The organism is Larkinella arboricola (assembly GCF_003259745.1).
Lineage (GTDB): Bacteria > Bacteroidota > Bacteroidia > Cytophagales > Spirosomataceae > Larkinella > Larkinella arboricola.
Genome location: NZ_QLMC01000001.1, coordinates 1,135,123 through 1,161,779, shown reverse-complemented (window position 1 = coordinate 1,161,779; position 26,657 = coordinate 1,135,123). Strand labels below are relative to the sequence as shown.

Sequence of the window (26,657 nt, the reverse complement as noted above, 5' to 3'; positions counted from 1 at the left end):
TGTCAGTAGTTCCCTTTCGATTTTCAATGCGTTTTCCGGTAGTAGCCACTAACCGGAGTCATTGACGCCTGCGCTCTTGCTATCCACGCTTTCGCTTAAATCGTTTTGAGTATTGAGTTCCTAGTTAATTCCTTAATTAAAACCAATCCTTCTTTATCTGTATGAAAAAGTCTACTCATCAGGTACCGGTACCTCCCGAAAAAAGGTACCTTTTAGTACTTTATTTAATGCTTATTTCCGTCACTGGTGCGCTGGCCCAGACAACTGTAAAAGGAAAAGTGACGGGTTCAGCCGGTGATCTCCTGCCGGGTGTAAGCATTGTAATAAAGGGTACCACACAGGGAACTACCACCACCTCCGAAGGTACTTATTCGCTCAATGTTCCGAATAAGAATGCGACGCTGGTGTTTTCATTTATTGGATACGTTACCCAGGAAGTCGCCCTTAACGGTCGCGCAAACCTGGATGTTAAACTGCTCGACGACATCAGCCAGCTGAACGAAGTCGTGGTGGTTGGATATGGGGTTCAGAAGAAAGAAACCGTAACCGGTTCGGTTGTTTCGGTTAAAGGAACGGACCTGATCAAATCCCCGACGACCAACCTGTCCAACTCCATCGCGGGCCGTCTGCCGGGTGTGGTTGCCGTAAACCGTTCTGGTGAACCGGGTTATGACGGTTCGGCCATCCGGATTCGCGGTACCAACACACTGGGTAACAACAGCGCCCTGATCGTGGTCGACGGTGTTCCGGCGCGTTCCGGTGGTCTGGAGCGGATCAACCCGAACGACATCGAAAACATCTCGGTCCTGAAAGATGCGTCGGCGGCTATTTACGGTTCTCGGGCGGCCAACGGGGTTATCCTGATCACGACCAAACGGGGAAAAACCGGCAAGCCGCAGTTGTCGTATTCGTTCAACCAGGGCTTTTCGCAGCCAACCGTTGTTCCGAAACTGGCCAACGCGGGCGAGTATGCCAAAATGCTCAACGACCTGAGCGTCTACGAACTTCCGGTTTCGGAATGGGGTCCCGCAACCCAGGCTTATACGGCCACGGGTTCGTATACCCGCCCCGACGGAACGATTCGGAAAGCGCCTTACTCACCGGACGACATTACCAAATACAACGACGGTTCGGACCCCTGGGGCCACCCGAACACCGACTGGTATAAATCAACGCTGAAAACCTGGTCTCCGCAGCAGCAGCACAACCTGCAAATCACAGGCGGTACCGAATCGTTCAAATACCTGGCTTCGCTGGGCTACCAGGATCAGGATGCGTACTACAAACGGTCAGCAACGGGTTACAAACAGTATGACCTGCGTATAAACCTCGACGCCGACATCAACAAGTACGTACACGTGGCCGTTGGCTTGCTGGGTCGCGAAGAGTTCCGGTTCTATCCGACGCGCGGTGCCGGTGCCATCTTCCGGATGCAGATGCGCGGTAAACCAAACCAACCGGCTTTCTGGCCCGATGGTCGTCCAGGTCCGGACATCGAAAACGGTGAAAACCCCGTGGTGATCACGACGAACGATACGGGTTACGACAAAGACAAACAGGATTATTTCCAGACCAACGGGCAGCTGGACATCAAAATCCCAGGTATTGAAGGCTTGAAGTTCAGCGGTACAGCCGCCGTTGACAAACGGATTCGCAGCCGTCGGCTGTGGCAAACGCCGTGGACGCTGTACGAACGTGGAACCGGTGTCGATGCCAACGGTATTCCGAACCTGATTGCCAGCCGGCGCGGTCCGGCGGAACCCCGTCTGAACCTGTACAACGAAAACCAGTTGAACATCCTGCTGGGTGGTATTGCGAACTACGAACGGAAATTCGGCACGGATCACGGTCTGACCGTGCTGGCCGGGGTAAACCGGGAAACCATCACCGGTGACAACTTTGAAGCCTACCGCCGGTACTTTATTTCGCCGGCCATCGACCAGCTTTTTGCCGGTGGTGACCTGGAGAAAAACAACAACGGTGGCGCTTACGAACGGGCCCGGATCAACTACTTTGGTCGGGTAGCGTATAACTACAAGGAGAAATACCTGGCCGAGTTCCTGTGGCGTTACGACGGCTCCGACATCTTTCCGCAGGCAACCCGTTACGGTTTCTTCCCGGGCTTCCTGGCAGGCTGGGTAATTTCGGAAGAAAACTTCCTGAAAAACTCCATTCCGGCCCTCAATTACCTGAAACTTCGCGGTTCATGGGGTCAGTTGGGGAATGACCAGATCTACCTGCCGGGAACAACTAATTTAGCGACCTATCAGTATCTGGCAACCTACAACTTCAACACGTACATTATCAATAACCAGCAGCAAAAAACGCTGGCAGAAGCCCGGATTCCGAACCCAACCATTACGTGGGAGGTAGCCAATAATGCTAACATCGGTCTGGAAGGACAGTTGTTCAACGGGAAAATCAACTTCGAATTTGACTACTTCAACAACCTGCGGACGTCCATTCTCTACCCCCGGAACGCATCCATCCCCCGCACCACGGGTCTGGTACTGCCTCCGGAAAACATCGGAAAAGTTCGCAACAGCGGTTTCGACGGTCAGATTGGCTACAACGGCCAGGCGAAAGACCTGAAGTTTACGGTCAGTGTAAACGGTGGTTACGCCCAGAACAAAATCATTTTCTGGGATGAAGCACCGGGCGCACCAGCCTGGCAGCGGACCACGGGTATGCCGATCAACTCGTACATTGCGTATCAGTATGATGGCGTATTCAAGGATCAGGCCGAAATTGACGCCAACCCCATCGACTATTCGGCCATTGTCAAAACCCTTCGTCCGGGTGACATGAAGTACAAGGATTACGATGGAGATGGTAAAATTACGCCCGATGACCGCGTACGGAACAAACGGACGAACCTGCCGCTGTTCCAGGGTGGTATGAACATCACGGCTGCTTACAAAAACTTTGACCTGACGATTCTGTTCCAGGGTTCGGCCGGTGCACAGCAGTACATCAGTCTGGGTGAATCTGGTAACATCGGTAACTACCTGAAAGAGATCTATACGGATCGCTGGACGGTTGAAAACCCGAGCAGCGTTCACCCCCGTATCGCCAACCGGAGCGACCAGTATTTCTCCGGCGGAAACACCTACTGGCTGCGTTCGGCTGATTACATCCGCCTGAAAAACCTCGAACTGGGTTATACCATTCCGGACAATATCGGTAAGAAGGTAGGCGTTAGCAGCTTTCGCTTATATGCCAATGCGCTGAACCTGGCGACGCTGGTCAACAAACTGGGATCATTTGATCCGGAAGTAGAAAGCACGACCGGTCAGTACTATCCACAGGCTCGGGTTATCAACGTTGGTGCGTCGATTCGTTTCTAATTTTTAATTCAACATGCTACGAAAATTTAAAACCATAACATTAGCCGTCGGTATTGCCGCTTTTTCCGTAACGGGTTGTAACGACGATTTTGTAAACACCCAGCCGCTGGATCAGGTATCCGGTGAGGCTGTCTGGTCGGATGCGGCTTTGACCGAAGCGTTTGTAACCGGAATCTATGCCGGTCTGGGACAGGGTGGCCTGAACGAAGAGCAACTCTCGTCGTTCACCGATGAAGCCATCTTTACGCACCCCGGTCGGGGTATCACCAACATCACCGAAGGACGTTCAAACCCGGCTGATCCGGGTTTGATCAACGAAACGCGTGAGTGGAATAACATGTATCTGCGCATTCGGGCGACCAACCTGGCGCTGGCTAACCTGGCTCAGCCCAAATTTGCCAATACCAACAAAATTGTGGAACGGTTAACGGGCGAAGCCAAGTTTCTGCGGGCCTACTACTACCATCAGTTGGTGCGGTATTACGGTGGGGTTCCGCTCATCGACCGTCCCTACGAACTGGGTGAAGCCGACTACGCGGTTACCCGGAACACGATGGAAGAGTGTATCAACTTCATTGTGAAAGATTGCAACGATGCGGCCGCCCTGCTGAAAGGAATGTCGATGGCGAAAGGCCGGGCCAACGAAGTGGCGGCTCTGGCGCTGAAATCCCGCATCCTGACCTATGCCGCCAGCGATCTGTACGATGCCGCTACGGCCAAAGCCAAATCATCGGTGCACGCTGCCTATGCCAAACCGGAGTTGCTCGGTTACACGACCGGAACCCGGGCCGAACGCTGGAACAAAGCCAAAGAAGCTTCCAAAGCCGTTCTGGATCAAACCAGCTACGGGTTTATGTTTAACCTGACGGCTCCCGTTGCAAAAGAAGAAGGTACGACCAATTACAACAGCATCGCTCTGTCGCGCAACGGTGGTGAGCGGGATGTGCTCTTCTCCCGTTCGTTTATTAACGACAAACAGGAAGCGGGCGGTCAGGTAGGCTTGCACAATGGGCCCAACGGGTACCACAACTGGGCGGGCAATACGCCGGTTTCGTTGCTGGTCGACGACTACGAAATGATGGATGGCAGCAAATTTAGCTGGAGCGATCCGGCCAAAGCAGCCAACCCGTATGCCAACCGCGACCCACGTTTTTATGCAACGATTCTGTACGACGGCGCGCCCTGGAAACCCCGCACGGCCGATGTAGCGGCCAAAGATCCGGTTAACCAGATTCAGACGGGTAGCTACGAGGTCACGGGGGCTGGTGGTGCCAAAACCGTCATTGCCGGTCTGGATACCCGCAAGAGTTCGGTAGAAGACTGGAACGGTAGCTATACAGGCTATTACCAGCGCAAATTTACCGATCCAAACCCGGCGATTGTTGACCAGAACACGTATCAGCAAATTCCCTGGCCGTTCTTCCGTTACACGGAGGCCGCTTTGAACTACGCCGAAGCGTGTATCGAACTGGGTCAGGATGCCGAAGCCAAACTCTGGCTGAACCGCATCCGCTTCCGGGCCGGTATGCCCGCTATCACCGAAACGGGTGCCGCCCTGCGGGAACGGTATCGGAACGAACGCCGGGTCGAACTGGCTTTCGAAGAACACCGCTACCACGATGCCCGTCGCTGGATGATTGCCCCTACTACCCTGGGCCGGAAAGCCAACGGAATCACGATCACGGGAACCCTGAAGCCGGGCAAAACGGTCACCTTGTATAAGTACGACCCGACGAGCTACGACTACACGTACAAAGTAACCGAGATTGACCCCGGTAAAGAAAACCGGAACTGGGCCGACAAGCAGTATTACCTGCCGATCCACCGCGATGAGATGAACCGGAACAACAAACTGGTGCAAAATCCGGGCTACTAAGAACCGGAGCATCCATTCACACAATAGACCTGTGCCAGCTCATTTTGGGCTGGCACAGATTTTTTGAAAGCACCCTAACCGCAACGCCATGAAAACGATTCTGCTGATGATAGGAATTGGGCTGTTCCATTCGGCGGTTCTTTGGGCACAAACTGCTCCAACCATCCGGGTGAAAGGCGGTCCAAACTGGCAGCGATCCGTCCCATTTGAGGAACGCTATCGGTATCCTCAATTCCGGACCGGTACCATCACCTACCGCAACGGTTTGGCGGCAACCGGACGGTTCAACTACAACATCTTGATCGGTGAAATGCAATTCATTGACGCCAAAGGTGATACTTTAGCGCTGGCCAATGAAAACACGATCCGGGCCGTGCAGGTCGCACAAACGACATTTGTGTATGATCAGAAGTACGGTTTCATGGAAGTGACCGCCGATTACAATACCGTCAAACTGGCGATGAAACCGATTTTCAAAACCGTCCGGGCCGAAAAGAACGGCGCGTATAATCAGTCCTCCGGTACGTCGTCCATCACCCAATACAAATCCTTTATCGGCAGTACCGGCCAGTTGGCCCGTCTGGAGCAGGAAGGCGACCTGCTGCTGGAAAAAGAAGTCGTTTATCTGGTGATCGACCCGAACAATCGTTTTTACCGGCTCAGCAGGGGCTCCATTCTGAAAATATTCCCCAAAAACAAATCCGCCATTGAAGCGTATCTGAAAGCGGAATCCATCGATTTCAAAAAGGAAGCCGACCTGAAAAAATTGCTGCAATTTTGCAGTGAATTAAGCATTTAGCCTTCGTAAATTTACAGTTTACAAGGCCATTAGCCGCGTACCTCTGTCTACTATAAATTGATTGTGTCAATACCGTCTCGCTGTAACATCGTATGAAGTTGCCCCTTCCCTTTTTCCTTTACCCATTTTTGCTATTTCTCGTCCTGACCGGCTGCCGGGATTCGTCCTCCCGGGAGGAACAAACCGCCGTTGAAAATACCGGCCCGCCCCTGTTTACGCTGCTATCGCCGGACGAAACCCATGTTGACTTTGCCAATACCCTGACCGAAGGATTGAATACCAACGTCCTGATGTACGAATACTTCTACAACGGTGGCGGGGTAGCCGTCGGCGATGTCAACAACGACGGCTTGGACGACTTGTATTTTACCGGGAACATGGTTCCCAACAAGCTCTACCTCAACCGGGGCAACCTCAAATTCCAGGACGTTACCGACTCGGCGGGCGTGGCCGGACGCGAAGGCCCGTGGAAAACCGGCGTGACGATGGCCGACGTCAACGGCGATGGTCTGCTGGACCTGTACGTTTGCTATTCGGGAAACCTGTCGCCGGAAAAAAGGGTCAACCAACTGTTTATCAACGAGGGTAGTCGGGCGGGGGGCGTCCCACGCTTTACCGAAAAAACCGCCGAATACGGACTAAACCATCCCGTCAACGGAACACAGGGCTTCTTTTTCGACTTCGATAAAGACGGCGATCTGGATTTGTTTCTGCTGAACCACAACCCCAAATCCCTGCCGGTTCTGGACGAAGCCAGCACCGCCGATCTGCTGAAAAACCCGAATCCGGAAACCGGTATGCGGCTGTTCCGCAACGATCTGAAAAACGGGAAACCGTATTTCCAGGACATTACCCGCCCGGCTGGTCTGCGAAATACCTCCCTCTCGTACGGCCTGGGGGCCGGAATTGCTGACATTAACAACGACGGCTGGCCAGACCTGTACGTGTCTAACGACTATACCATTCCCGATTATTTATACATCAACAACGGCCGGAAAGGTGGACCGTTTTTTTCGGATAAAATTCAAAGCAGTCTGGGCCATTTCTCCCATTTCTCGATGGGCAACGACGTGGCCGACATTAATAACGACGGCCTGCCGGATGTGTTTGTGCTGGACATGCTGCCGGAAGACAACCGTCGGCAAAAGCTGCTCTTTGCGCCCGACAACTACGAGAAATTTGACCTGAACCTCCGCACCGGTTTTCATTACCAGTATATGCGGAATATGCTGCAAGTCAACAACGGCGACGGCACGTTCAGCGAAATCGGGCAGTTGGCGGGGCTGTCGAATACCGACTGGAGCTGGGCTCCCCTGCTGGCCGATTACGACAACGACGGCTGGAAAGACCTGTTTGTAACCAACGGCTTTGTGCGGGATTTCACAAACATGGACTTCATGAAGTACATGAACGACTACCTGCAAAACAACCAGAGCAACGTCCGGCGGCAGAACATCCTCGAATTGGTGTACCAGATTCCGTCGTCGGATGTGAGTAATTACGTCTTTAAAAACAACGGTAACCTGACGTTTTCGGACGTGAGCAAAGCCTGGGGTATGAACCTGCCGTCGAACAGCAACGGGGCCGCCTACGCCGATCTGGACAATGACGGCGACCTGGACCTGGTGGTGAGCAACCTCAACAAACCGGCGTTCATTTACGAGAATGAAGCAAATCGACATCTTAAAAACAACTACCTGAGCATCAAACTGGAGGGTAAAGGCGTCAACCGGTTTGGGATCGGGGCTAAAGTAACGGTTTATCAAAAAGGACAGCAGCAATTTCTGGAACAGATGCCGTCGCGGGGCTACCAGTCGAGCGTGTCACCCGTGCTGCATTTTGGCCTGGGTAAAAACACCACCATCGACTCGCTGCGGGTGGTCTGGCCGGGCGGGAAACAGCAATTGTTGACGAATGTAAAAGCAAACCAACGACTAACGATTTCGGAAAAAGACGCCCAAACCACCGCCCGCCCGCTTCCCACTCCTGCACGAGTGTTTACCGAAACCCCATCGCCCATTGCATATCAGGCCGCCAGAAACAACCTTAATGACTTCAAACGCCAGCCGCTGCTGGTCAACCCGCAGTCGTTCGTTGGCCCCTGCATGACGAAAGCTGACATCAACGGCGACGGGCTGGAAGACGTGTTTGTGGGCGGAGGCAACGGGCAAGCCGGAATGCTCTATCTGCAACAGGCCAGCGGGCAGTTTTTGCCCAAACCGCAACCCGCACTCGAAGCCGACAAAGCGAGCGACGATGCCGATGCGGTTTTCTTTGACGCCAACGCCGACGGCAAACCCGATTTGTACGTCGTTAGCGGAGGGTACGCCAACTTCCTGCCCGACGACGCGAAGCTCCAGGATCGGCTATATCTGAACGACGGCAAGGGTAACTTCATCAAAAACCCGGCAGCTTTGCCCACCATGCGTACCAGCAAAAGCTGCGTTCGGGTGGCCGACGTAAACGGCGACGGCAAACCGGATGTGTTCGTGGGTGGCCGGGTTATTCCGGGACGGTATCCCGAAGCGCCCCAGAGCTTTTTGCTCATCAACGACGGGAAAGGAAAATTCAGCGATCAGACGGCCAGTCTGGCTCCGGAACTGCAACGGATCGGGATGGTAACGGATGCCGCCTGGACCGAGCTGAACGGCGATAAAAAGCCGGAACTGGTTGTGGTGGGCGAATGGATGCCCGTGACGGTTTTCGGAAACAGCGATGGAAAATGGACCGATCAGACGACCGCCTATTTTGAAAAACCGTACCGGGGCTGGTGGAACAAACTCCTGGTGGATGACCTGAACGGCGACGGCAAACCGGATTTTGTCATTGGTAATCAGGGCCTAAACACGCAGTGCAAAGTGACCGACCAGGAGCCTGCCGAACTGTTCTACAAGGATTTTGACGACAACGGCTCCGTCGATCCGATTCTGTGTTTTTACATGCAGGGCAAAACCTATCCGTACGTCTCCCGCGACGAACTGCTCGACCAACTCAGCATCATGCGCACGCGCTTCCCCGACTACAAGAGCTACGCCGATGCATCGATGAAAGACATTTTTACCGAAGAAGAACGCAAGGGCGCTAACCGACTGGAAACCAACTACCTGAAAACCGCTTATTTCGAGAGCAACGCCCAGGGCAAACTTCAGAAAAAACCCTTGCCGATTGAAGTGCAGGTTTCGCCGGTTTTCGCCTTGACAATTCTCGATTATGACCGTGATGGGAAGAAAGATTTGCTCGTTGGCGGCAACATCAACCGGGCACGGTTGCGGTTTGGCAAATCCGACGCCAACTATGGTATCCTGCTGAAAGGCAACGGCAACGGACAGTTCACGTACGTTCCGCAGCGGCAATCCGGTTTCCAGCTCAAAGGCGACGTGCGGAGTATCCTACCGATTGGCAACACGGTTTTATTCGGAATTAATCAGCTGGGTATCAAAGCGTATACGTATAAATAGAAATTTATTGTTTCGCAGAGTCAAGCGGAGGAAATCAGAGGTACGCAAAGACTCTGCTTAACTCCTTTTATCTCCGCTTAACTCTGCGAAATAGCTTTTCAGTCTCCATGAAAAAACTCCTCTTTTTCTTCCTTATTCTTAGTAGTTGCCAGACCAAAAAAGCCCCGGAACTCAGTAGCCGGGAGATCACCAAAGTCGTTGACGAAATGACCGAGGTCATGATCCACGACGTGACCAACCCGCCCCTGGCCGCCCGGTTTTTCGCCTACGCCTGTCTGGCGGGTTACGAAGTGGTGGCCCAGAACGACAAGGCGTACCGGAGTATGCACGGTGTGCTGAACGAGTACCCGGTTATTGAAAAACCGAAAGATGCCGACGGCTTTTCCACCGATCTGAGCGCCGTATTGGCCATGATGAAAACCGCCCAGAAAATGCAGCCGTCGGGCAAGCGGATGGAAACGCTGGAAAAGCAGTTGCTGGATTCGTGCCGCGCCGTAGGCTTTTCCGACGACGTCATTGAAAGCTCCCTCAGCTACGCCCAGCAGATTAGCCAGCAGATACTGAAATATGCCAAAGCCGACCGGTACAATAAAATCAGCAACTACCCGCGCTACACGCCCTCCGGCAAAGAAGGAACGTGGTATCCCACCCCACCGGGCTACTTTGCGCCAGTGGAACCGTATTTCAATACCGTCCGGCCCTTTACGCTGGACTCGGCCACGCAGTTTAAACCCGTGCCGCCGGTGCGGTTTTCCAAAGAAAAAAAATCAGCTTTTTACCGGTTACTGGTGCAAAACCACCAAGCCGGAAGCGGTACGTTAACGGACGAGCAACGACATATTGCTGCTTTCTGGGACTGCAACCCGTTTGCGCTCGAAAATAACGGTCACATGCTGGTGGGCTTGAAAAAGATTTCACCCGGCGCGCACTGGCTGGGCATTACCGGCATCGCCTGCGCCCAGGCAAAGAAGAGTTTCGCGGAATCGTTGAAAATTCATACAGCGGTTGCCATCGGTTTGATGGACGGTTTTCTAGCGTGCTGGGACGAGAAATACCGCAGCGACCGCATCCGGCCCGAAACCGCTGTCCGCCAGCTTATCGATCCGACCTGGAAACCGTTCCTGCAAACGCCCCCGTTTCCGGAATACCTGAGCGGACATTCCACGATTTCGTCGGCTTCGGAAGTGATTCTAACCCACTTTTTCGGTGATAATTTTGAATACACCGATACCGTTGAGGAACGCTACGGCCTGAAAGCGCGTTCGTTCAAATCGTTCCGGGAAGCCGCCATTGAAGCGGGTCTGTCACGGTTTTACGGCGGGATTCACTTCATGGACGCCATCGATCAGGGCCGGGCGCAGGGACTCAACGTGGGCGAATGGGTCGTAAAGAAAATCCAGTAAAACCGTAGCTGCGAACCGGACTATTCCGGTCGTCCGGTTCGCAGCCAGTTTACTAATTCCCGGTTAAACCGGTCGGGTTCTTCGAGTTGGGGCGTGTGGGCGCTTTTTTCGAAAATTCGAAGGGTGAGGTTGCTGAACCGATGCTGCACCTCGTCCCACAGGAACGGCAGACCCGTCAGGTAATCATACCGCCCCAAGGCCAGCAACACCGGACTATCCAGCTTTTCCAGTCCAGCGGTGATGTCAATGTCCCGAAAAACCACGCCCCAGACGTAATCGAAAACCTGCATATTGGTGTATACGCCCTCCCACAAAGCCGTCGCGTCAAACCGGTAATCGTACCAACTGGCGGGACCGGCGCAGAGGCACATTTGCACAAACCGGCGTTCGGGATCGGCGGCAATCCGTTGCGGCAGTTGCGCCATGCTCGCTTCAAAAACCGCCTTGCGCTCCGGAGTAGTGTCTTTTTCAAAAAATGCCCAACGGGCCTGGGTAGTGGCTTCGCTATAATCCGGGCTGGCCCCAATCATCACGACCTGCGAAACGTGCTGCGGGTACCGTTTGGCGTATTCGAGAGCCAGAAACGCGTGCCCCGAATGCCCGATGACGACGAACCGTTCCAGCTTCAATGCCTTCCGGACGGCTTCAATATCGTTCAGTAGCACTTCCAGTCTAAAATCTTCGTCTTGCCAGTCGCCGGGCGGGGGCGGCACAAACCCCCGGTGGTCGATAAAGATCAGTTGTAAGTGCTGCCGGAGGTTGCCCACAAACGTTCGTGGGTAATAAACCGTACTGCCAATCACCAGCGCCGGAAGGCCCGCACCCTCCACTTTGTAACCCAGCTTGAAGCCTTCGACCTCAACAATGCCTGTCGTGTTCATTTCTGCCATACTTTTTACAAAGCAAGCCGACAGACCGAAAAAACGCACGAAAAAGGTATTTGATAGGCCGGATTAGCGGCTTGACCTGTCAAAAACCGGCACTGAAGCGGTTATTTCACGCGTACGTACACCAGTTTCATATTCCTCTTGCCCGTGTCCCGCTCGTCCACCTCAAATTGGTCGACGCTTTTCAGCAGCGGAACCAGCTTTTTAAATCCATAATTCCGGGGGTCGAAATCGGCCTGTTTTTTGGGCAACAGATTGCCCAGTTCACCCAGAAAGGTCCAGCCGGATTCGTCGGCCAGGTCGTTGATGCTGTCAGCGAGCATCTTGATGACCTCCGGTGTTAGTTTACCAATCGCTTCGGGTTCCTTAACCGGTTTTATCGGGGTTTCGGCCGGTTTTGCCACGGCTTTCTTCCTGGATCGGGTTTTGGGGACGAGCACGGGTACCTCCTCGTTCTTTTTCAGAATCTCCAGGTAGATAAATCGATTACAGGCGGATATAAAAGGCGTTGGCGTTTTCTTTTCGCCAATCCCAAACACTTTCATGCCTGCTTCGCGCAGTCGGGTTGCCAGCCGCGTAAAATCGCTATCACTCGAAACGATACAAAAGCCGTCGACGCGTCCGGTATACAGAATATCCATAGCATCAATGATCATGGCCGAATCCGTGGCATTTTTGCCGGTTGTGTAGCTATACTGCTGAATGGGCGTAATGGCATTTTCAAGCAATACGGTTTTCCAGCCAGCCACGGTCGGCTTGGTCCAGTCGGCATAAATTCGTTTAAAGGTCGGGGTTCCGTACTTGGCAATTTCTTCCAGCATGCCCCGCACGTTGGAATACGGAACATTATCGGCGTCGATCAATACAGCAAGTCTCAGATCAAGGACGGTTTCCATACGTTATAAGGATGTATCAGCAGAACATAATTCCGGCAACTTTACCGAAAATTACGCAGAATACAAGCATCCTGCTTCACAGCGCGGCCCCTTCAATGAGCAAAACGCGGTCGATGGATTGATCTTTCAAGGCCAGATGGCGCTTCCGTTCCGGGTCGTCACGGTAGGCTTCAAAGTCCGCCCGGGCCTTAAACGTAACCAGATGGATTTCGTACGGGTACCCCAACGTGGTAGCAATAACCGAGGATTCCGACGGTCTGATTCGGTAAATCAATTCGCCGTTGTAGCGTTCAAGCAGGGGCAGAACCTGGTCCTCAAATGAATGAAAGACCGTTTCCTGACCCGGTTTTACAAACAGAATCTGCGTGTAATAAAGCATAGGATGGTTGTTAGTGGCAAACCCATCATTCAATGACCCGAAACAGCCGGTTCCAGCGGATTTTGGCCCACGCCGTCGCGGGTGTGGGGTCGATGGACATCCAGACGAAAACCGCTTTGCCCACGATATGATCCTTCGGCACGAAACCCCAATAGCGGGAATCGTCGGAATTATGGCGATTGTCGCCCATCATGAAGTAATAATCCTGTTTGAAGGTATACGACTGAATCGGTTTTCCGTCAATTTTGATGCTGTTGGGCGTTATTTCTACCTTCTCGTTGCCGTCGTACCGGCTGATGACGGGGCCGTACACGGCAATGGTTTGCGGGTTAATCGGGATGGTCTGCCCTTCTTTCGGAATGGTGAGCGGACCAAAATTGTCGCGGTTCCATTCGTGGGTCGCTCCGCCGTATATGCCCGGCTCCGGCTGGCCTGCGGGTTCGGTCAGGGGTTCAACGGCTTTTACCCAGTCGAGCGCCCTGATTCTGGCGATGGTTTCCGCCGTGGTGGTCACCTGATAGCCCACCAGCGCCGATGTTTTGGCTGCTTCGTCGTATTGCTCAACGGGTTGCCAGTTGATAAACGGCCCTTCTGCCGAATTGTAATCGTTGACAATGTTGTATTTCCGGAAAAACCGTTCGTTCAGCACCTCCGATGTGCGGATAAAATAACTAGTTTGGGAGCGGGCCGGAGCCGGAAACGCCTTGCCGTTGATGTAAACCTTTTCCTGCCGGATTTCCAGCCGGTCGCCCGGAATCCCAATACAGCGTTTGATCAGATTCGTCCGCAGATCGACCGGGTGATCGGGCTCGCCGGGTTTGGGCGGAGGAAAGTTGAACACCACCACATCGCCATTTTTCACCGTCGTAAAACCGGGCAACCGGAACGACGGCAACTGAATCAGGTCACTGTACGACGGTATTTTCGTCCCCCAGATGGACTGGTGCGTGAGCGGAATTTGCAGCGGAGTTCGGGGCGTCCGAATACCGTAGTGCAGTTTGCTGACAAACAGAAAATCGCCCACCATCAGGCTGTTTTCCATCGACGGCGTCGGAATGGCGTAGGCTTCAAACGTCAAAAACCGGATCAGGGTGGCGGCAATGACCGCAAACAGAAGCGAATTGAACCACTCCCGGAGGAAGGATTTTTGGGGTTTGGCAGGCTGATGACCCAATGTTTTTTTGCGCATGACGGAGGAGATCAACGTTCCGGGACACGGTTCGGAAAGAACCCGGATCTATCTAGGCAAGATACGGCCCCGTCGTATAGCCGGACACCGATTTTATAGGAATGGTTTGTTTATTTGCTGAATGGCAATCCCTTGGCAACGAAGGGCTTCGGCTTCCGGCTAGCGCAGCAGTACCATCCAGAGGATGAACAGCGAATTAAGTCCGACATACCAGTAATCTTTCAGTTCCCGGAGGGTTCGCCAAAGCAGATTGGCAACGCCCTGACGGCTGAGCGACATCAGTTCTGCAATCGCCTGGTTATCGAGGTTTTCGTAAAACCGCAGGTAGATAATTTCCTGCTGACGGCGGGAAAGCTTGGGAATGAGCAGTTGCAGTTTCCGGATGTAATACTGGCTGGCTTCGTCTTCGATGATGGCGGTTTCGATGGGAAAGGTCCCCACCCGATCCGACTCGAACGAAAGTTCTTCCCAGTCTTCCATCCACTTCAGTTCACTGCGTTTGCGCTGCATTTTCCGCCGGAGCGAGATCAGCAGGTAGAGCTTCACCGAGTCCGGCACACTCAGGTTATGGCGTTTATCCCACAACTCCAGAAATAAATCCTGAATGCAGTCTTTGATGAATTCGCCGTCTCTGGAAAACTTACTGCCGTAGCCATACAGGCGTTTGTAATACCGTTCGGCCAGCATTCCAAACGCCAGTTCATCATCACCCTTGAATTGCCGCCATAGTTCCGCATCGGTCTGAAAACCAGAAGCCGGATCGGAAAGTGAAAAATTGGCCATACGTGCTCAACAAAGAGAAATTAGACTTCAAACACCGGTTTGGCGCTCCTCCGCAAACCAGTCAATGGCCGTTACCCGCTCCTCTATAAAGAAACGCTAACTGTTTGATATACTGCCTTCCGACGGATGAGACCGGGAATAGTTGAAAAATAATACGTTTTTTTTTGATTATTCCACCCGGCAGGCTGTCTCTCCCTATACAAAAGGCACCGTGTTGTATCGCCATGAAGCAATACCAAAAAATAGAAGACTTTCTGCTCGACGACTCGTTCCATGCCTGGATCGAGGGCGATCAGGAAGCGGCCGTGTTCTGGCAGAACTGGCGAAAACATCATCCGGACCAGGAGGAGATGCTGAATCAGGCCAAAGCACTGGTATACACGCTGAAACGACAGCCGGATCCAATTTCGGACGGAGAAATGCGTCAGGAAGTGACCAGACTGGTTCAGGAAGCCCGTCGCCGAAAATCCACAGCAGAAGCGGAAGCCGTTGCCGAAAGGAGAATAGAAATCCGTTGGAGTTCCTGGCTGACGGTGGCGGCTTCGATTCTACTGGTGCTGGGGCTTGGCTTAGGCTGGCGCTATTACCAAACCGCTCAGTCCCCGGCAGTTAGCTATCATCAACTAAAAGCCAAAGCCAAAGCCCCGGTTGCGCTGCTTGAAAAAGTGAACCATTCGGCCCAGCCGCAGACGCTTCTGCTGGCGGACGGCTCGGCGATTCGTCTGGAGAAAAACAGCCGGATCAGCTATCCCGCAAAGTTTTCGGGCGATTTCCGGGAAGTGTATTTGTCGGGCGAAGCCTTTTTTGAAGTTGCCCCCAACCCCCGAAAGCCGTTTTTGATTTACGCCAACGAAACTGTTACAAAAGTGCTGGGAACCAGCTTTCGGATTCGGGCTTTTGATAATGATACCCAAGTAGAAGTGGCCGTACGAACCGGCAAAGTATCCGTGTACACTCAAAAAACCTTTCGGAAAGGGCCGGTCGCCGACCATGAAGGCACGGGCGTTCTCCTGATTCCGAATCAGGAAGTGGTGTACAACCGGAAAACGGAAAGCCTGCAAAAAAGCCTGGTAAAAATACCGGAACTGGTGGCCCCAAAAACCGGCGAAGCCCTGATGACTTTTGACGATCAGCCGGTAACGGACGTGCTGCAACGCCTGGAGAAAGCATACGGTATCGACATTGTCTATGACGAAGAATTACTGCGCCACTGCCCCATTACCGCCGAATTTATGGATGAAACCCTGTATCAGAAACTCCGTTTCATCTGTCAGGCGGTGGGAGCCAGTTATGAAGTACTCGACGGGCAGATCGTCATCAGCAGCTCCGGTTGCCGGTAACTTATTAAACTAACCCTGTTCTAACCTTTAATCCCTGTCTATGACCGACTAAGCGACCTTTACACTCCCCCGATTTTCCGCAAAGCAAGTCGGTGATGGGCCTAGCATCACCGACTCAAGCAAGCCTCCTCACCGAAGTAAGACGCCCTTTCGGGCGTTAAGAGGTGGTTTTTGCCCATTTCCCGTAGAAACGAACCAAAAACAAGCCAAGTTATGAAAAATCCAGACCGGATTTCACCCTTTCTAATTAAGCTTATGAAACTTTCGCTGTTGCAGGTCCTGCTGATCGCTGGTCTGGCAAGCTTCTCCTTCGCCCGGGATAGCAAGGCGCAGGAAGTGCTTCATAAGAAAGTAACCATCCGAATTGTCGATCAGGACATTAAATCGACGCTCAAACAACTGAGCCGTTCGGCTCAAGTGCGTTTTCTGTATAGTTCCCTGCTCATCCAGGCCGATCGGAAAGTAACCCTCACGGCCGTTGACGAGCGTCTGGAAAGTGTACTAAACCGCCTTCTGGTGCCCCTGAGAATCCACTACAAAGTCGAAGGACAGCAGATTATTCTGGTATCGCCCCCCGCTGCTGGTGCCAAACCGCAGCTACCCGACGAAGCGGCATTGCCAACTCCGGTCGACCAGACCATCACGGGCCAGGTTTCGGACGAAAAAGGCGAGCCGCTGCCCGGCGTTAACGTTGTTGAAAAAGGCACCAGCCGGGGTACGACCACCGACAATAATGGTAATTACCGGTTTCAGATTTCCAGCGGAAATGTAGTGCTGGTGTTTAGCTCCATCGGCTTCACCCCCCAGGAAGTAGCCGTTGGCAACCGCCAGACCCTCAACATTCGGCTGGAAGCCGACACCAAAACGCTGGGTGAGATTGTAGTGGTGGGTTACGGCACGCAGGCCCGGCGCAACGTAACGGGCTCAGTGGCCAAAGTGGACCTGAAAGTGACGGAAAACCTGCCCAATACAAACGTAGCCCAGTCGCTGCGGGGCCGCGTGGCCGGGGTGCAGTTTATTGACAACGGCCGACCGGGCCAGGGTGGTAGCATTCTGGTGCGGGGCCGCCGGTCCATCACGGCCAGCAACGACCCGCTCATCGTGCTCGACGGTATTTTCTTCAATGGCAGTCTGGCCGAGATAAACCCGAACGATATCGAGTCGATGGAAATTCTGAAAGACGCCAGTGCTGCGGCCATTTACGGTTCGCGGGCGGCCAACGGGGTTATTCTGATTACATCCAAACGCGGAAAAAGCGATAAGCCAACCATTCGGGTCAACAGCTACTACGGCGTATCGGGCTGGAGCAACCGCATCAAACTGCTGACACCCGAACGATACATTGAGAAAACACTCGATTATCGTCGGCAGAGCGGCCAGGAGGCCGATCCGAGCCAGGTGGCGATGTACCTCCAGAATACCGAAGCCGAAAATTACCGGAACGGCAAAACCATCAACCCCTGGGACGAGATTTCGCAGGAAGCCGGTATCCAATCCTACGATGTGAGTATTTCGGGACAGTCGGGCCGGACCAATTACCTGGTTTCCGGGGCCTTCGTCAACGAAAACGGCTTGATGCTGAACGACCGCGCCAAACGGATTACGCTCCGGAGCAACCTCGAAAACCGCATCACCGACTGGCTGACCGTGGGTGTCAATGCCACATACGCCCGTCGGGACCTGTCGGGTGTCGATGTAGCCATCAACTGGGGGTCCATGCTGAGTCCATTCGCCAAAATGTACTACGACGACGCCCAAACCGACCCCGTCCGGTTTCCGCAGGATGCTCAGCTCGTTCCGAATCCGATCTTCAATACGCTCCGCCGGCAAAACGAGGAGGTGTACCACAACCTGTTTTCCAACTTCTATGCCACCATCAACTTTCCGTTCGTGAAAGGGCTGAGTTACCGCGTCAACTATTCGCCCAACTACCGCTGGCAGCACAACTACACGTTCGAACCAGCCTATCAGCGCAACGGCGATAATATTCTGGCGAACGTCTCTAAATTCAACCGGGAAGATTTTGACTGGGTGCTGGAAAACATCGTAACCTACAGCCGTCAGTTTGGTCAGGATCACGCGCTGGATGCCACGCTCCTATACGGTCGTAACCACTTCGGCTGGGAGTCAACCACGGCCACGGCGTCCAACCTGTTCAACGGTGCCAACGGCTGGAACAACCTCGGTATCGCCCAAACCCAGCAGACCCAGTCCAATGCTTCCGCTATCGAAGGCATTTCGTCGATGCTGCGGCTCAACTACCACTTCAAAAACCGGTATTTGCTCACCCTGACCGCCCGCCGGGATGGAAGTTCCGTTTTCGGAGCCAGCAACAAATACGCAACCTTCCCTTCGGCGGCTCTGGCCTGGATCGCGTCGGACGAAGCCTTCCTGAAGTCCCTGACTTTTATTGACCTGCTGAAAGTCCGGGTTTCGCACGGTTCGGTCGGCAATCAGGCCATTTCACCCTTCCAGTCGCTGAGTCGGTCGGGAACGTCCCAGTACGTGTTCGGCGACGGCAGTGCCACCTATACCGGTACCTTCCCGTCCGGCATGGCCAATACCTCCCTCATGTGGGAAACCACCACATCGACCAACACTGCGCTGGATTTTGAAGTGCTGAAAGGCCGGATCGGCGGTACTCTCGAGTATTACAACATGAACACCAAAAACCTGCTGTTGAACCGCTCACTGCCATCGGCAACGGGGTTTGCGTCGGTCATTACCAACCTGGGTGCCACCAACAACCGGGGTTTCGAACTGACCCTCAATGCGCTGGCGATGCAGCGGGGCGCGTTTGAGTGGAACACCAATGTGGTTTTCTCGACCAACCGCAACCGGATTGTTCATATCTATAACCGCGACCTGAACAAGGATGGACGGGAGGACGATGACCTCGGAAACCGCTGGTTTATCGGGAAACCCGTTCAGGTGGCTTATGATTACGTCATCGACGGGGTGTATCAGGATGGCGAACAGCTGCCGACGGGCTACAAACCCGGTTTTTACCGCCTGAAGGATATCAACAACGACGGCAAGATCACGACCGACGACCGGGCCATCATCGGGCAGCTCGAACCCCGTTACCGCTGGGGATTCACCAACAGTTTCCGCTACGGTAATTTCAGCCTGACGGTTTTTCTGAACTCAATGCAGGGCTGGATCAGAAGCTTTAACCAGATGATTCCGAGCAATAACTTTCCCGGTGGTGCCGCCAACTTTCCGGACAACGGCTGGTGGACACCCGAAAACAAATCGAACACCATGGCGTCGCTGGTGTACACCAACCCCTACGGACACGGTTATTACGTAAGCCGCAATTTCGTACGGGTACAGGATGTAGCGCTGGCCTACGAGTTTCCGAAAACGCTGCTGAACCGCCTGAAAATCGGCACACTGCGCGCCTACATCAGCGGCAAAAACCTGCTGACGTTCACCAAATACCCCGGTTTTGATCCTGAGATCGGTTCGGAGGCTTCGGGCTATCCCATGCCCCGTTCGTTTACCGGCGGTTTAAATATCAGTTTTTAATCCTGACCCTCCATCCTGAAAATAACGACTGTATGAAATCTATTTTCTTTCTTTCCCGGCGTCGATGGTCGGTACTATGCAGTATGGCACTCCTGCTCTGGACGAGTGGCTGCAAAGACAGCGTGCTGGACGAAAAACCGCTGGCCTTTCTGAACCCGGACGTGGTACTGGTTGATAAAGCCGGTTTTGAAACCGCCATTGTTGGCCTTCACATTGCCGCCCGCGACGAATTGTTTGGCACCGACAGCGAAAATATGCACGCCATGAACATCGGCACCGACGCCTATATGCAGGGGGCGGTTTCGCCCCTGCTGCGCGACTATAACATTTCGCTCACTCCCACCCTCAACCCGGTGGATTACTGGTGGGAATGGGCCTATCTCAAAATGATCCCCCGCTCCAACAGCGTGATTGAATACGCCGAAAAACCGCAGGCAAAATGGGCCAGCGAAGCCGAAAAGAACGCCATCGTGGCCGAAGCGCGGTTTTTTCGGGGGTATACCTACAATATTCTGGCGAACCTGTACGGCGGGGTACCCCTCGTCGCCAGGGTTGAAACCGGCCCCAAAACGGATTATGTCCGGGCCAGTCGGCAGGAAGTGCTTGAGTTTGCCCGGCAGGATCTGGAGTTTGCCTCACAATGGTTGCCCAAAACCCCCGCGGCCCCGGGCCGGATCATCAAAGCAGCTGCCGACCATGTGCTAACGGAAATCTACCTGGCGCTCGGCAACAACGACAAAGCCATTGAAGCGTCCTCAGCCGTCATCAACGACGGCATGCACAAGCTAATGACCGAGCGGTTTGGCAGTAAAGTATCGCAACCCGGTGATGTATTCTCGGATCTTTTCCGGGATAAAAACCAGAATCTGGCGGCCAATACCGAAACCATCTGGGCCATCCAGTTCGAGTACCAGACGCCGGGCGGGGTGGCCTACTCAAACGCGACCAACCCGACGGCGTTCGGCGGCAATAGCAGCATGCGGGCCTGGGGAGCCGGGTACCACAACATCAAAGACCCGGAAGGGAAAGTGGGTATGCTGGTCTGCGACAGCCTGGGGCGCCCGGTCGGCTGGGTAATGGGCACGCCCTACGCCAGCTACGATATCTGGAAGGAAGACTGGAATGATATGCGTAATTCACCTTATAACATCCGCCGGGCTTTCTACTACAACAACCCGGCTTCCAACTTTTTCCTGAAACGCGTCGATCCGGTGGCCGCCAAAATCGACACACTCAATTCGGGCTGGTATTTCCCGTACACGCGCAAACTCGAAGGCGACCCGCTGGCGGGCAATACCGCGGGCCGGACCTTCGTGGAATTTTACAAAATCCGTCTGGCCGAAACGTATCTGCTCCGCGCCGAAGCGTACCTGCGAAAAGGCGACCGCCAGAAAGCCGCCGACGACCTCAATGTCCTGCGCAGTCGGGCCAAAGCCAAACCCGTGACCGCCGACCGCTTATCACTCGACTACATTCTGGACGAACGGGTGCGGGAACTGATTATGGAAGAACCCCGCCGTCGGACGCTAATCCGGTTCGGTTTTCTGGCTAACAAAAATTTGCTCGTCGAACGGGTCAAGAAATATAATCCGAAAACCGGCAGTAATATTGCCGACAAGCACGAACTCTTTCCCATTCCCCAAAAGTTCATCGACGCCAACCTCGACGCGCCGATTGAACAGAATCCGGGGTATTAAAAACACTTAGCATTTGCCTTTTGAGCAGTATGACGTATTTGAAGCACAACGCCCGGCGGTTTTTCCTCTTTTTTATTCTGTTCAACACCCGGCTGATCGCCCAAACGCCTGATTCGCTGGAGGTCCGTTCGCCGAATGGCCGGCTGCGGTTTGCCTTCTCGATTCAGGCGGAGGGCGTGCCAACCTACGAAATTCAGGATCAGAACCGGCCCATTATTCTGCCTTCGCCCCTCGGACTAAGCAGCAATCCGAACGGGCGAAACACCAGTTGGGACCGCAACCTGCGCGTTGTTTCAGTAACCCGCAACCGCCGGGATACCACCTGGAAACCGGTTTGGGGCGAACGGTCTGTCATCCCAGACCGGTTTAACGAACTGGTTATCAACCTGCAACACACCAGCGGCAACCGGGGGGCGTTACAAGTTATAGCACGAGCCTACGACGAAGGCATTGCGTTCCGGTATTCTTTCCCGGAAAATATGCGTACCCAGATTCTGGACATCGGGCAGGAACAGACGCATTTCAGCCTGCCCGTCGGCACCAAAGCCTATTTCACGAGCCACGCTCAGGGGAGCTACGAAGAACGGAATCCTGAAAACTGGACCCAGGGGGCCGAACTGCCGGTTACGCTGAAACTGCCTAATGGGTCGTGGGCGTCCATTGCGCAGGCCGAGCAAACCAACTACCCCCGCATCCGGCTGCACACGGCCAGCCCGGGGCAATTGGTCAGCCGCTTGTTCGGAGACGTCACCGAAACCTCGCCCTATGCCCTGCCCTGGCGGGTGGTGCTGGTTGGCGACCGACCGGGGGATTTGATGGAACGGAATTACCTGATTCAGAACCTCAATCCGCCCACCGAAATAAAAGATGTGAGCTGGATTCAGCCGGGAAAAGTGATGCGGGAAGTGACGCTTTCGACCAGCGGGGCCAAGGAACTCGTCGATTTTGCCGTTGAGCAGAACATCGACTACATCCACTTCGACGCGGGCTGGTACGGACACGAATACGAAGTCGGTTCCGATGCCACCACCGTAACGGTCGATCCCCGGCGGAACCCGAAAGGGGATCTGGATTTACCGGAAGTCATCCGCTATGCGCGTTCAAAAGGTAAAAAAGTGATTCTGTACGTTAACCACCGGGCACTCGAACGGCAGCTCGACACCTTGTTTCCGTTGTTCAAAAGCTGGGGCGTCAGCGGGGTCAAGTTCGGATTTGTGCATACCGGTTCGCACCGGTGGACGGTTTGGGTACACGAAGCGGTCCGCAAAGCCGCCCAGCACCAACTGGTGGTGGATATTCACGACGAATACAGCCCGACCGGTTTCAGCCGGACGTTTCCGAACCTGCTGACGCAGGAAGGAATTCGGGGCAACGAAGAGTTTCCCAGCGCGACCCACAACACGGTTTTGCCGTTCACGCGCTTCATTGCCGGTGCCGCCGATTACACGTTCTGCTTCAACGAACCCCGGCTGAAAAACACGAAAGGGCATCAACTGGCGCTGACGGTTATTTACTTCAGTCCGCTGCAATACCTGTACTGGTACGGCAAGCCGGAACATTACCCGGATCGGGAGGAGATTTCATTCTGGAAAAACCTGCCGACGGTTTGGGACGACACGAAAGTGGTGGAAGGCACACCCGGCCAGTGGGTTTCGGTAGCCCGGCGAAAAGGAAAGGACTGGTATCTGGGCACCATCACCAATACGGAAGCGCGAAAAGCATCGGTTCCGCTGACTTTTCTGGAACCCGGCAAAACCTACACCGCCGAATGCCACGAAGACGACGGAACGGGCAAAGTTCGCAAAACCGTCCGGAAGGTAACAGCGAAGGATCAGTTACCGGTTACGCTGCTGGCTTCCGGCGGTCAGGCGGTTGTTCTGAAACCCGTTAAGTAATGCATGGCTGGAGATGATTGATGGGTCATCTCCAGCTTTTACCGCAAAAGCCAGTTTCCAGCGCCCATTGGTTATTTTTATTCCGAGCGCAGGGATTTCACGGGGTTCATCAGGGCGGCTTTAATGCTTTGAAACGAAACCGTCAGAAAGGCAATCAGCAGGGCGATAGCCGCCGTCACCACAAATACCCACGGACTGATGCTGGTCCGGTACACGAAGCCTTCCAGCCATTGATTCATCCCCCACCACGCTACCGGCGAGGCAAGGATGAGCGAAATCAGCACCAGCTTCAGCAGGTCTTTGGAAAGCAGGGCCACCAGACCGGGCGTTGTTGCGCCCAGCACCTTGCGAATCCCGATTTCTTTCGTGCGCTGCTCGGCCATGAACATGGACAGGCCAAACAAGCCAAGGCAGGAGATCAGGATGGCAATTCCGGCAAAAATTCCGAACAGCGTCTGCTGCGTTTGCTCGGTGGTGTAAAGTCGCCCAAACCGCTGATCCAGAAACTCGTACGTGAATGGCCGCTCCGGAAAGCGTCGCTTCCAGACGGATTCAATGTAGGCCAGGCCGTTTTGCAATCCGGCTCCACCCGCCAGTTGTACCGAAATCCAGCCATTCCGTTTTGGTTCCATAAAAATAGCGATGGGCGGAATCGACTGCTTGAGGGATTCAAAATGAAAATCTTTGGTTACGCCAATGATCTGCCCCCGCCGTTGACCATACCCGAAAGCCTTGCCAATGGCCTGCTCCGGCTGCTTCCAGCCCAGCATACGAGCAGCCGTTTCGTTCAGAACAAAGGCCGCGGTATCATCGGTAGCATAGGAACGGGAGAAGTTGCGACCGGCGGCCATTTTCATGGCATATGCCGAAATAAAGTCATGATCGACCGACAGGGCTTTCAGAATCACTTTGGAAGGCGCCATGCTATCGCCCTTGGCGACGTAGGACTCCCAGGAATCCAGCAACCGCCCCGATGGTATTCGCGACGACATGCCCACGGCCAGTACCGCACTATTGCGTTTCAGCTCCTGTTTGACGGCTTCGTAATCGATCCCCGAATCGGAAACCGTCCGTAGCAAAACAATCTGGTCTTTCTGATAACCCAGTTTGTAGTTTCGAATGTAATCCATCTGGTTATAGACCACCACCGTACTAATGATCAGTACCACGGCAATGGCAAACTGCGCCACGACCAGCACAGCCCGGAGCTTTCCCGTCCGCATAGCCGACGCAATTTTACCTTTCAATACACTGACGGGCTGAAACGAAGTCAGAAAGAAAGCGGGGTAGCTACCTGATACCAGTCCGGTCAGCAGCGTAATGCCCACTACAATGACCAGAAAGCCCGGGTTGATCAACTGCGACAACGTCAACTGCTTCTGGGTAAAATCATTCAGGTACGGCAGACACACTATCACCAGGATTAAAGCCAGCCCCAGCGCGAAAACCACCAGCAAAATCGATTCGCTCAGAAACTGACCGACCAACTGCCCACGAAAGGCCCCGACTACTTTCCGCATCCCGACTTCCCGGGCCCGCAGCGCCGACCGGGCCGTGGCCAGATTCATGTAGTTAATGCAAGCAATCAGCAGAATAAACAAGCCGATGGCCGAAAACAGATACACGTAGCGAATATCACCATCGGCGTCCAGGGCGTCATCTGTATCCGAATGCAGGTGAATATCCGTCAGCTTCTGTAGATTCAGGATCGAATAGGTCGAGGCTTTGGGTTCAATCCGACGGTTTTGAAACGCCGGAAACGCCTTCACGAGTTTGTCCGGGTGCGCGCCTTTTGCCAGCAACACATACGTCAGAAACGAGTTATTACTCCAGTTGGTCCGCAAGCCTTCCGCCCCGTACACACGGTCGTCGCGGAGGGTACTGAAGGCGGCCAGAAAATCCGGATGAATATGCGATTGCGACGGCAACGGTTCAAATACGCCCGTCACCATAAAATCAAACCGGTTGTTGAGCCGCAGGCTCTTGCCCATCGGCGACTCGTTGCCGAAGTATTTCTGGGCCATCGGCTGCGACAGCATGATCGAAAACGGATTTACCAGTGCCTGATCCGGATTTCCGATAATTACCCGAAAATCCAGCACCTTAAAGAGGTTTTCTTCGGCAAAAAGAATATGGCTCTCGTTGTAAACATGGTCACCGTGCTTCACCAGGGCGTTGTTGTTGAGCGTTCGGACCACCTGTTCGGCTTCCGGGAAATCCTGTTTGATAAGTGGACCAAACGGGGGAGCCACCGTTCCCAACTTCAGTTCAACGGTTCCGTCATTGGCATTCAGAAACGTCCGCAAAACCCGGTACGTGCGGTCGGCTTTGGCGTGGAAGCGGTCAAAACTAAGTTCATCCCGCACGTAGAGGGCAATCAACAGGAAACACGCCAGCCCGATGGCCACACCGACAATGTTGATAAACCCGAACGTTTTGTGTTTCAGCAAATTCCGGAATGCAATTTTCAGATAGTTACTTAGCATACGATTCGTCGTTCACTGTCCAGTCAAGGTATGTTTTCCAAACGATCAAACCCTATACCAACAAACACAACCACCTGTTAAACAATAGGTTAAACAACGGATCAGCTATTCATCTGTCCGATTGCGGACGTCTTGCGTTCGCAGCCGGACAGGGAAAAGAGTCAAGCGGAGTCTCTGCTAACCTCTGATGATCTCCGCTTAACTCTGTGATACAACCCACCCTCTACTCCGTTCGCAAGCTTCTGGCCGGATTCAGCAACGCGGTTTTTACTGACTGAGCCGAAACCGTTAGCAACGTGATGCCAATGGCTACCAGCCCGGCTAAAGCTGGAGCTTCTAAACAAAATGGATTTTCGCCCGGCTTTGGGCCACTGGTCCGACCACAAAAACACTCGAAAAAATTGGTACAATCCAACGGATATCTAGGACAATCCAGTTTAAGTACTAATCCTGAATTAATGGTATAAGTCCCATTTTGGCAAGTCAAAAAAACGCTGTAAAATTTTGTAAATGAATTGTAAAAATTATTACTTTTCCAATAAAATAACCCATTTCGGCCAAGCCTCCAGCCAAGCTATGTACAGCGGTATTAAACGTCTTTTGCCCATTTCCCACAAATTATTCCATAACTACCATTCTTTAGAAAGGTTTTAAAAAGTGAATTTTTATACCAGTATTTGCCTAATAAACC

Annotated in this window: 15 protein-coding genes; 9 read left to right on the top strand and 6 right to left on the bottom strand. The window is 53.6% G+C overall.

Features of this window, described 5'->3' with window-relative positions:
• Positions 1–227: 227 nt before the first annotated feature.
• The 5 genes from LX87_RS04670 (at position 228) to LX87_RS04650 (ending at position 10,883) form a co-directional block, all read left to right on the top strand.
• Positions 228–3,347 (top strand): SusC/RagA family TonB-linked outer membrane protein, encoded by a 3,120-nt coding sequence (locus tag LX87_RS04670; protein WP_229310541.1) that lies wholly within the window; start codon positions 228–230, stop codon positions 3,345–3,347.
• Positions 3,348–3,360: 13 nt separating this feature from the next.
• Positions 3,361–5,223 carry a RagB/SusD family nutrient uptake outer membrane protein gene (locus LX87_RS04665; RefSeq protein ID WP_111626982.1) on the top strand — a complete coding sequence of 621 codons (1,863 nt, stop codon included), beginning with the start codon at positions 3,361–3,363 and terminating at the stop codon, positions 5,221–5,223.
• Positions 5,224–5,311: 88 nt separating this feature from the next.
• Positions 5,312–6,022: a hypothetical protein gene (locus tag LX87_RS04660; protein ID WP_111626981.1), complete on the top strand. Its 711-nt coding sequence runs from the start codon at positions 5,312–5,314 to the stop codon at positions 6,020–6,022.
• Between the two features lie 92 nt (positions 6,023–6,114).
• Complete coding sequence (locus tag LX87_RS04655) at positions 6,115–9,480, top strand: VCBS repeat-containing protein (RefSeq protein WP_111626980.1); 3,366 nt, start codon at positions 6,115–6,117, stop codon at positions 9,478–9,480.
• 107 nt (positions 9,481–9,587) lie between these two features.
• Complete coding sequence (locus tag LX87_RS04650; protein ID WP_111626979.1) at positions 9,588–10,883, top strand: vanadium-dependent haloperoxidase; 1,296 nt, start codon at positions 9,588–9,590, stop codon at positions 10,881–10,883.
• A 20-nt stretch (positions 10,884–10,903) separates the two neighbouring features.
• On the opposite strand, the gene LX87_RS04645 is transcribed toward LX87_RS04650, so the two are convergent.
• The 5 genes from LX87_RS04645 to LX87_RS04625 form a co-directional block, all read right to left on the bottom strand.
• Positions 10,904–11,764 (bottom strand): alpha/beta fold hydrolase, encoded by an 861-nt coding sequence (locus LX87_RS04645; protein ID WP_111626978.1) that lies wholly within the window; start codon positions 11,762–11,764, stop codon positions 10,904–10,906.
• 110 nt (positions 11,765–11,874) lie between these two features.
• Complete coding sequence (locus LX87_RS04640) at positions 11,875–12,666, bottom strand: NYN domain-containing protein (RefSeq protein ID WP_111626977.1); 792 nt, start codon at positions 12,664–12,666, stop codon at positions 11,875–11,877.
• A gap of 76 nt (positions 12,667–12,742) precedes the next feature.
• Positions 12,743–13,045 carry a DUF1330 domain-containing protein gene (locus tag LX87_RS04635; RefSeq protein ID WP_111626976.1) on the bottom strand — a complete coding sequence of 101 codons (303 nt, stop codon included), beginning with the start codon at positions 13,043–13,045 and terminating at the stop codon, positions 12,743–12,745.
• Positions 13,046–13,070: 25 nt separating this feature from the next.
• Positions 13,071–14,234 (bottom strand): signal peptidase I, encoded by a 1,164-nt coding sequence (gene lepB, locus LX87_RS04630; protein ID WP_111626975.1) that lies wholly within the window; start codon positions 14,232–14,234, stop codon positions 13,071–13,073.
• A gap of 159 nt (positions 14,235–14,393) precedes the next feature.
• Positions 14,394–15,017, bottom strand: coding sequence for an RNA polymerase sigma factor (locus tag LX87_RS04625; RefSeq protein WP_111626974.1), 624 nt, complete (start codon positions 15,015–15,017; stop codon positions 14,394–14,396).
• A 224-nt stretch (positions 15,018–15,241) separates the two neighbouring features.
• On the opposite strand from LX87_RS04625, the gene LX87_RS04620 reads away from it, so the two are divergent.
• From LX87_RS04620 to LX87_RS04605, 4 genes are all read left to right on the top strand, one after another.
• Complete coding sequence (locus LX87_RS04620) at positions 15,242–16,357, top strand: FecR family protein (protein WP_111626973.1); 1,116 nt, start codon at positions 15,242–15,244, stop codon at positions 16,355–16,357.
• 213 nt (positions 16,358–16,570) lie between these two features.
• Entirely contained in the window at positions 16,571–19,888 is a 3,318-nt protein-coding gene (locus LX87_RS04615) for a TonB-dependent receptor (protein ID WP_229310540.1), read from the top strand.
• 83 nt (positions 19,889–19,971) lie between these two features.
• Positions 19,972–21,585, top strand: a complete 1,614-nt coding sequence (locus LX87_RS04610; protein ID WP_229310539.1) for a RagB/SusD family nutrient uptake outer membrane protein — start codon at positions 19,972–19,974, stop codon at positions 21,583–21,585.
• Positions 21,586–21,614: 29 nt separating this feature from the next.
• Positions 21,615–23,480, top strand: coding sequence for a glycoside hydrolase family 97 protein (locus LX87_RS04605; protein ID WP_111626971.1), 1,866 nt, complete (start codon positions 21,615–21,617; stop codon positions 23,478–23,480).
• Positions 23,481–23,557: 77 nt separating this feature from the next.
• Here the strand turns inward: LX87_RS04605 and LX87_RS04600 are convergent, their stop codons facing one another.
• Positions 23,558–25,966 carry an ABC transporter permease gene (locus tag LX87_RS04600; protein ID WP_111626970.1) on the bottom strand — a complete coding sequence of 803 codons (2,409 nt, stop codon included), beginning with the start codon at positions 25,964–25,966 and terminating at the stop codon, positions 23,558–23,560.
• Positions 25,967–26,657: the final 691 nt, after the last annotated feature.

Bases quoted from the DNA above. Each gene is read 5' to 3' on its own strand.
- LX87_RS04670 (WP_229310541.1), top strand. From the start codon at position 228: ATGCTTATTTCCGTCACTGGTGCGCTGGCCCAGACAACTGTAAAAGGA.
- LX87_RS04665 (WP_111626982.1), top strand. From the start codon at position 3,361: ATGCTACGAAAATTTAAAACCATAACATTAGCCGTCGGTATTGCCGCT.
- LX87_RS04660 (WP_111626981.1), top strand. From the start codon at position 5,312: ATGAAAACGATTCTGCTGATGATAGGAATTGGGCTGTTCCATTCGGCG.
- LX87_RS04655 (WP_111626980.1), top strand. From the start codon at position 6,115: ATGAAGTTGCCCCTTCCCTTTTTCCTTTACCCATTTTTGCTATTTCTC.
- LX87_RS04650 (WP_111626979.1), top strand. From the start codon at position 9,588: ATGAAAAAACTCCTCTTTTTCTTCCTTATTCTTAGTAGTTGCCAGACC.
- LX87_RS04645 (WP_111626978.1), bottom strand. From the start codon at position 11,764: ATGAACACGACAGGCATTGTTGAGGTCGAAGGCTTCAAGCTGGGTTAC.
- LX87_RS04640 (WP_111626977.1), bottom strand. From the start codon at position 12,666: ATGGAAACCGTCCTTGATCTGAGACTTGCTGTATTGATCGACGCCGAT.
- LX87_RS04635 (WP_111626976.1), bottom strand. From the start codon at position 13,045: ATGCTTTATTACACGCAGATTCTGTTTGTAAAACCGGGTCAGGAAACG.
- lepB (WP_111626975.1), bottom strand. From the start codon at position 14,234: ATGCGCAAAAAAACATTGGGTCATCAGCCTGCCAAACCCCAAAAATCC.
- LX87_RS04625 (WP_111626974.1), bottom strand. From the start codon at position 15,017: ATGGCCAATTTTTCACTTTCCGATCCGGCTTCTGGTTTTCAGACCGAT.
- LX87_RS04620 (WP_111626973.1), top strand. From the start codon at position 15,242: ATGAAGCAATACCAAAAAATAGAAGACTTTCTGCTCGACGACTCGTTC.
- LX87_RS04615 (WP_229310540.1), top strand. From the start codon at position 16,571: ATGAAAAATCCAGACCGGATTTCACCCTTTCTAATTAAGCTTATGAAA.
- LX87_RS04610 (WP_229310539.1), top strand. From the start codon at position 19,972: ATGGCACTCCTGCTCTGGACGAGTGGCTGCAAAGACAGCGTGCTGGAC.
- LX87_RS04605 (WP_111626971.1), top strand. From the start codon at position 21,615: ATGACGTATTTGAAGCACAACGCCCGGCGGTTTTTCCTCTTTTTTATT.
- LX87_RS04600 (WP_111626970.1), bottom strand. From the start codon at position 25,966: ATGCTAAGTAACTATCTGAAAATTGCATTCCGGAATTTGCTGAAACAC.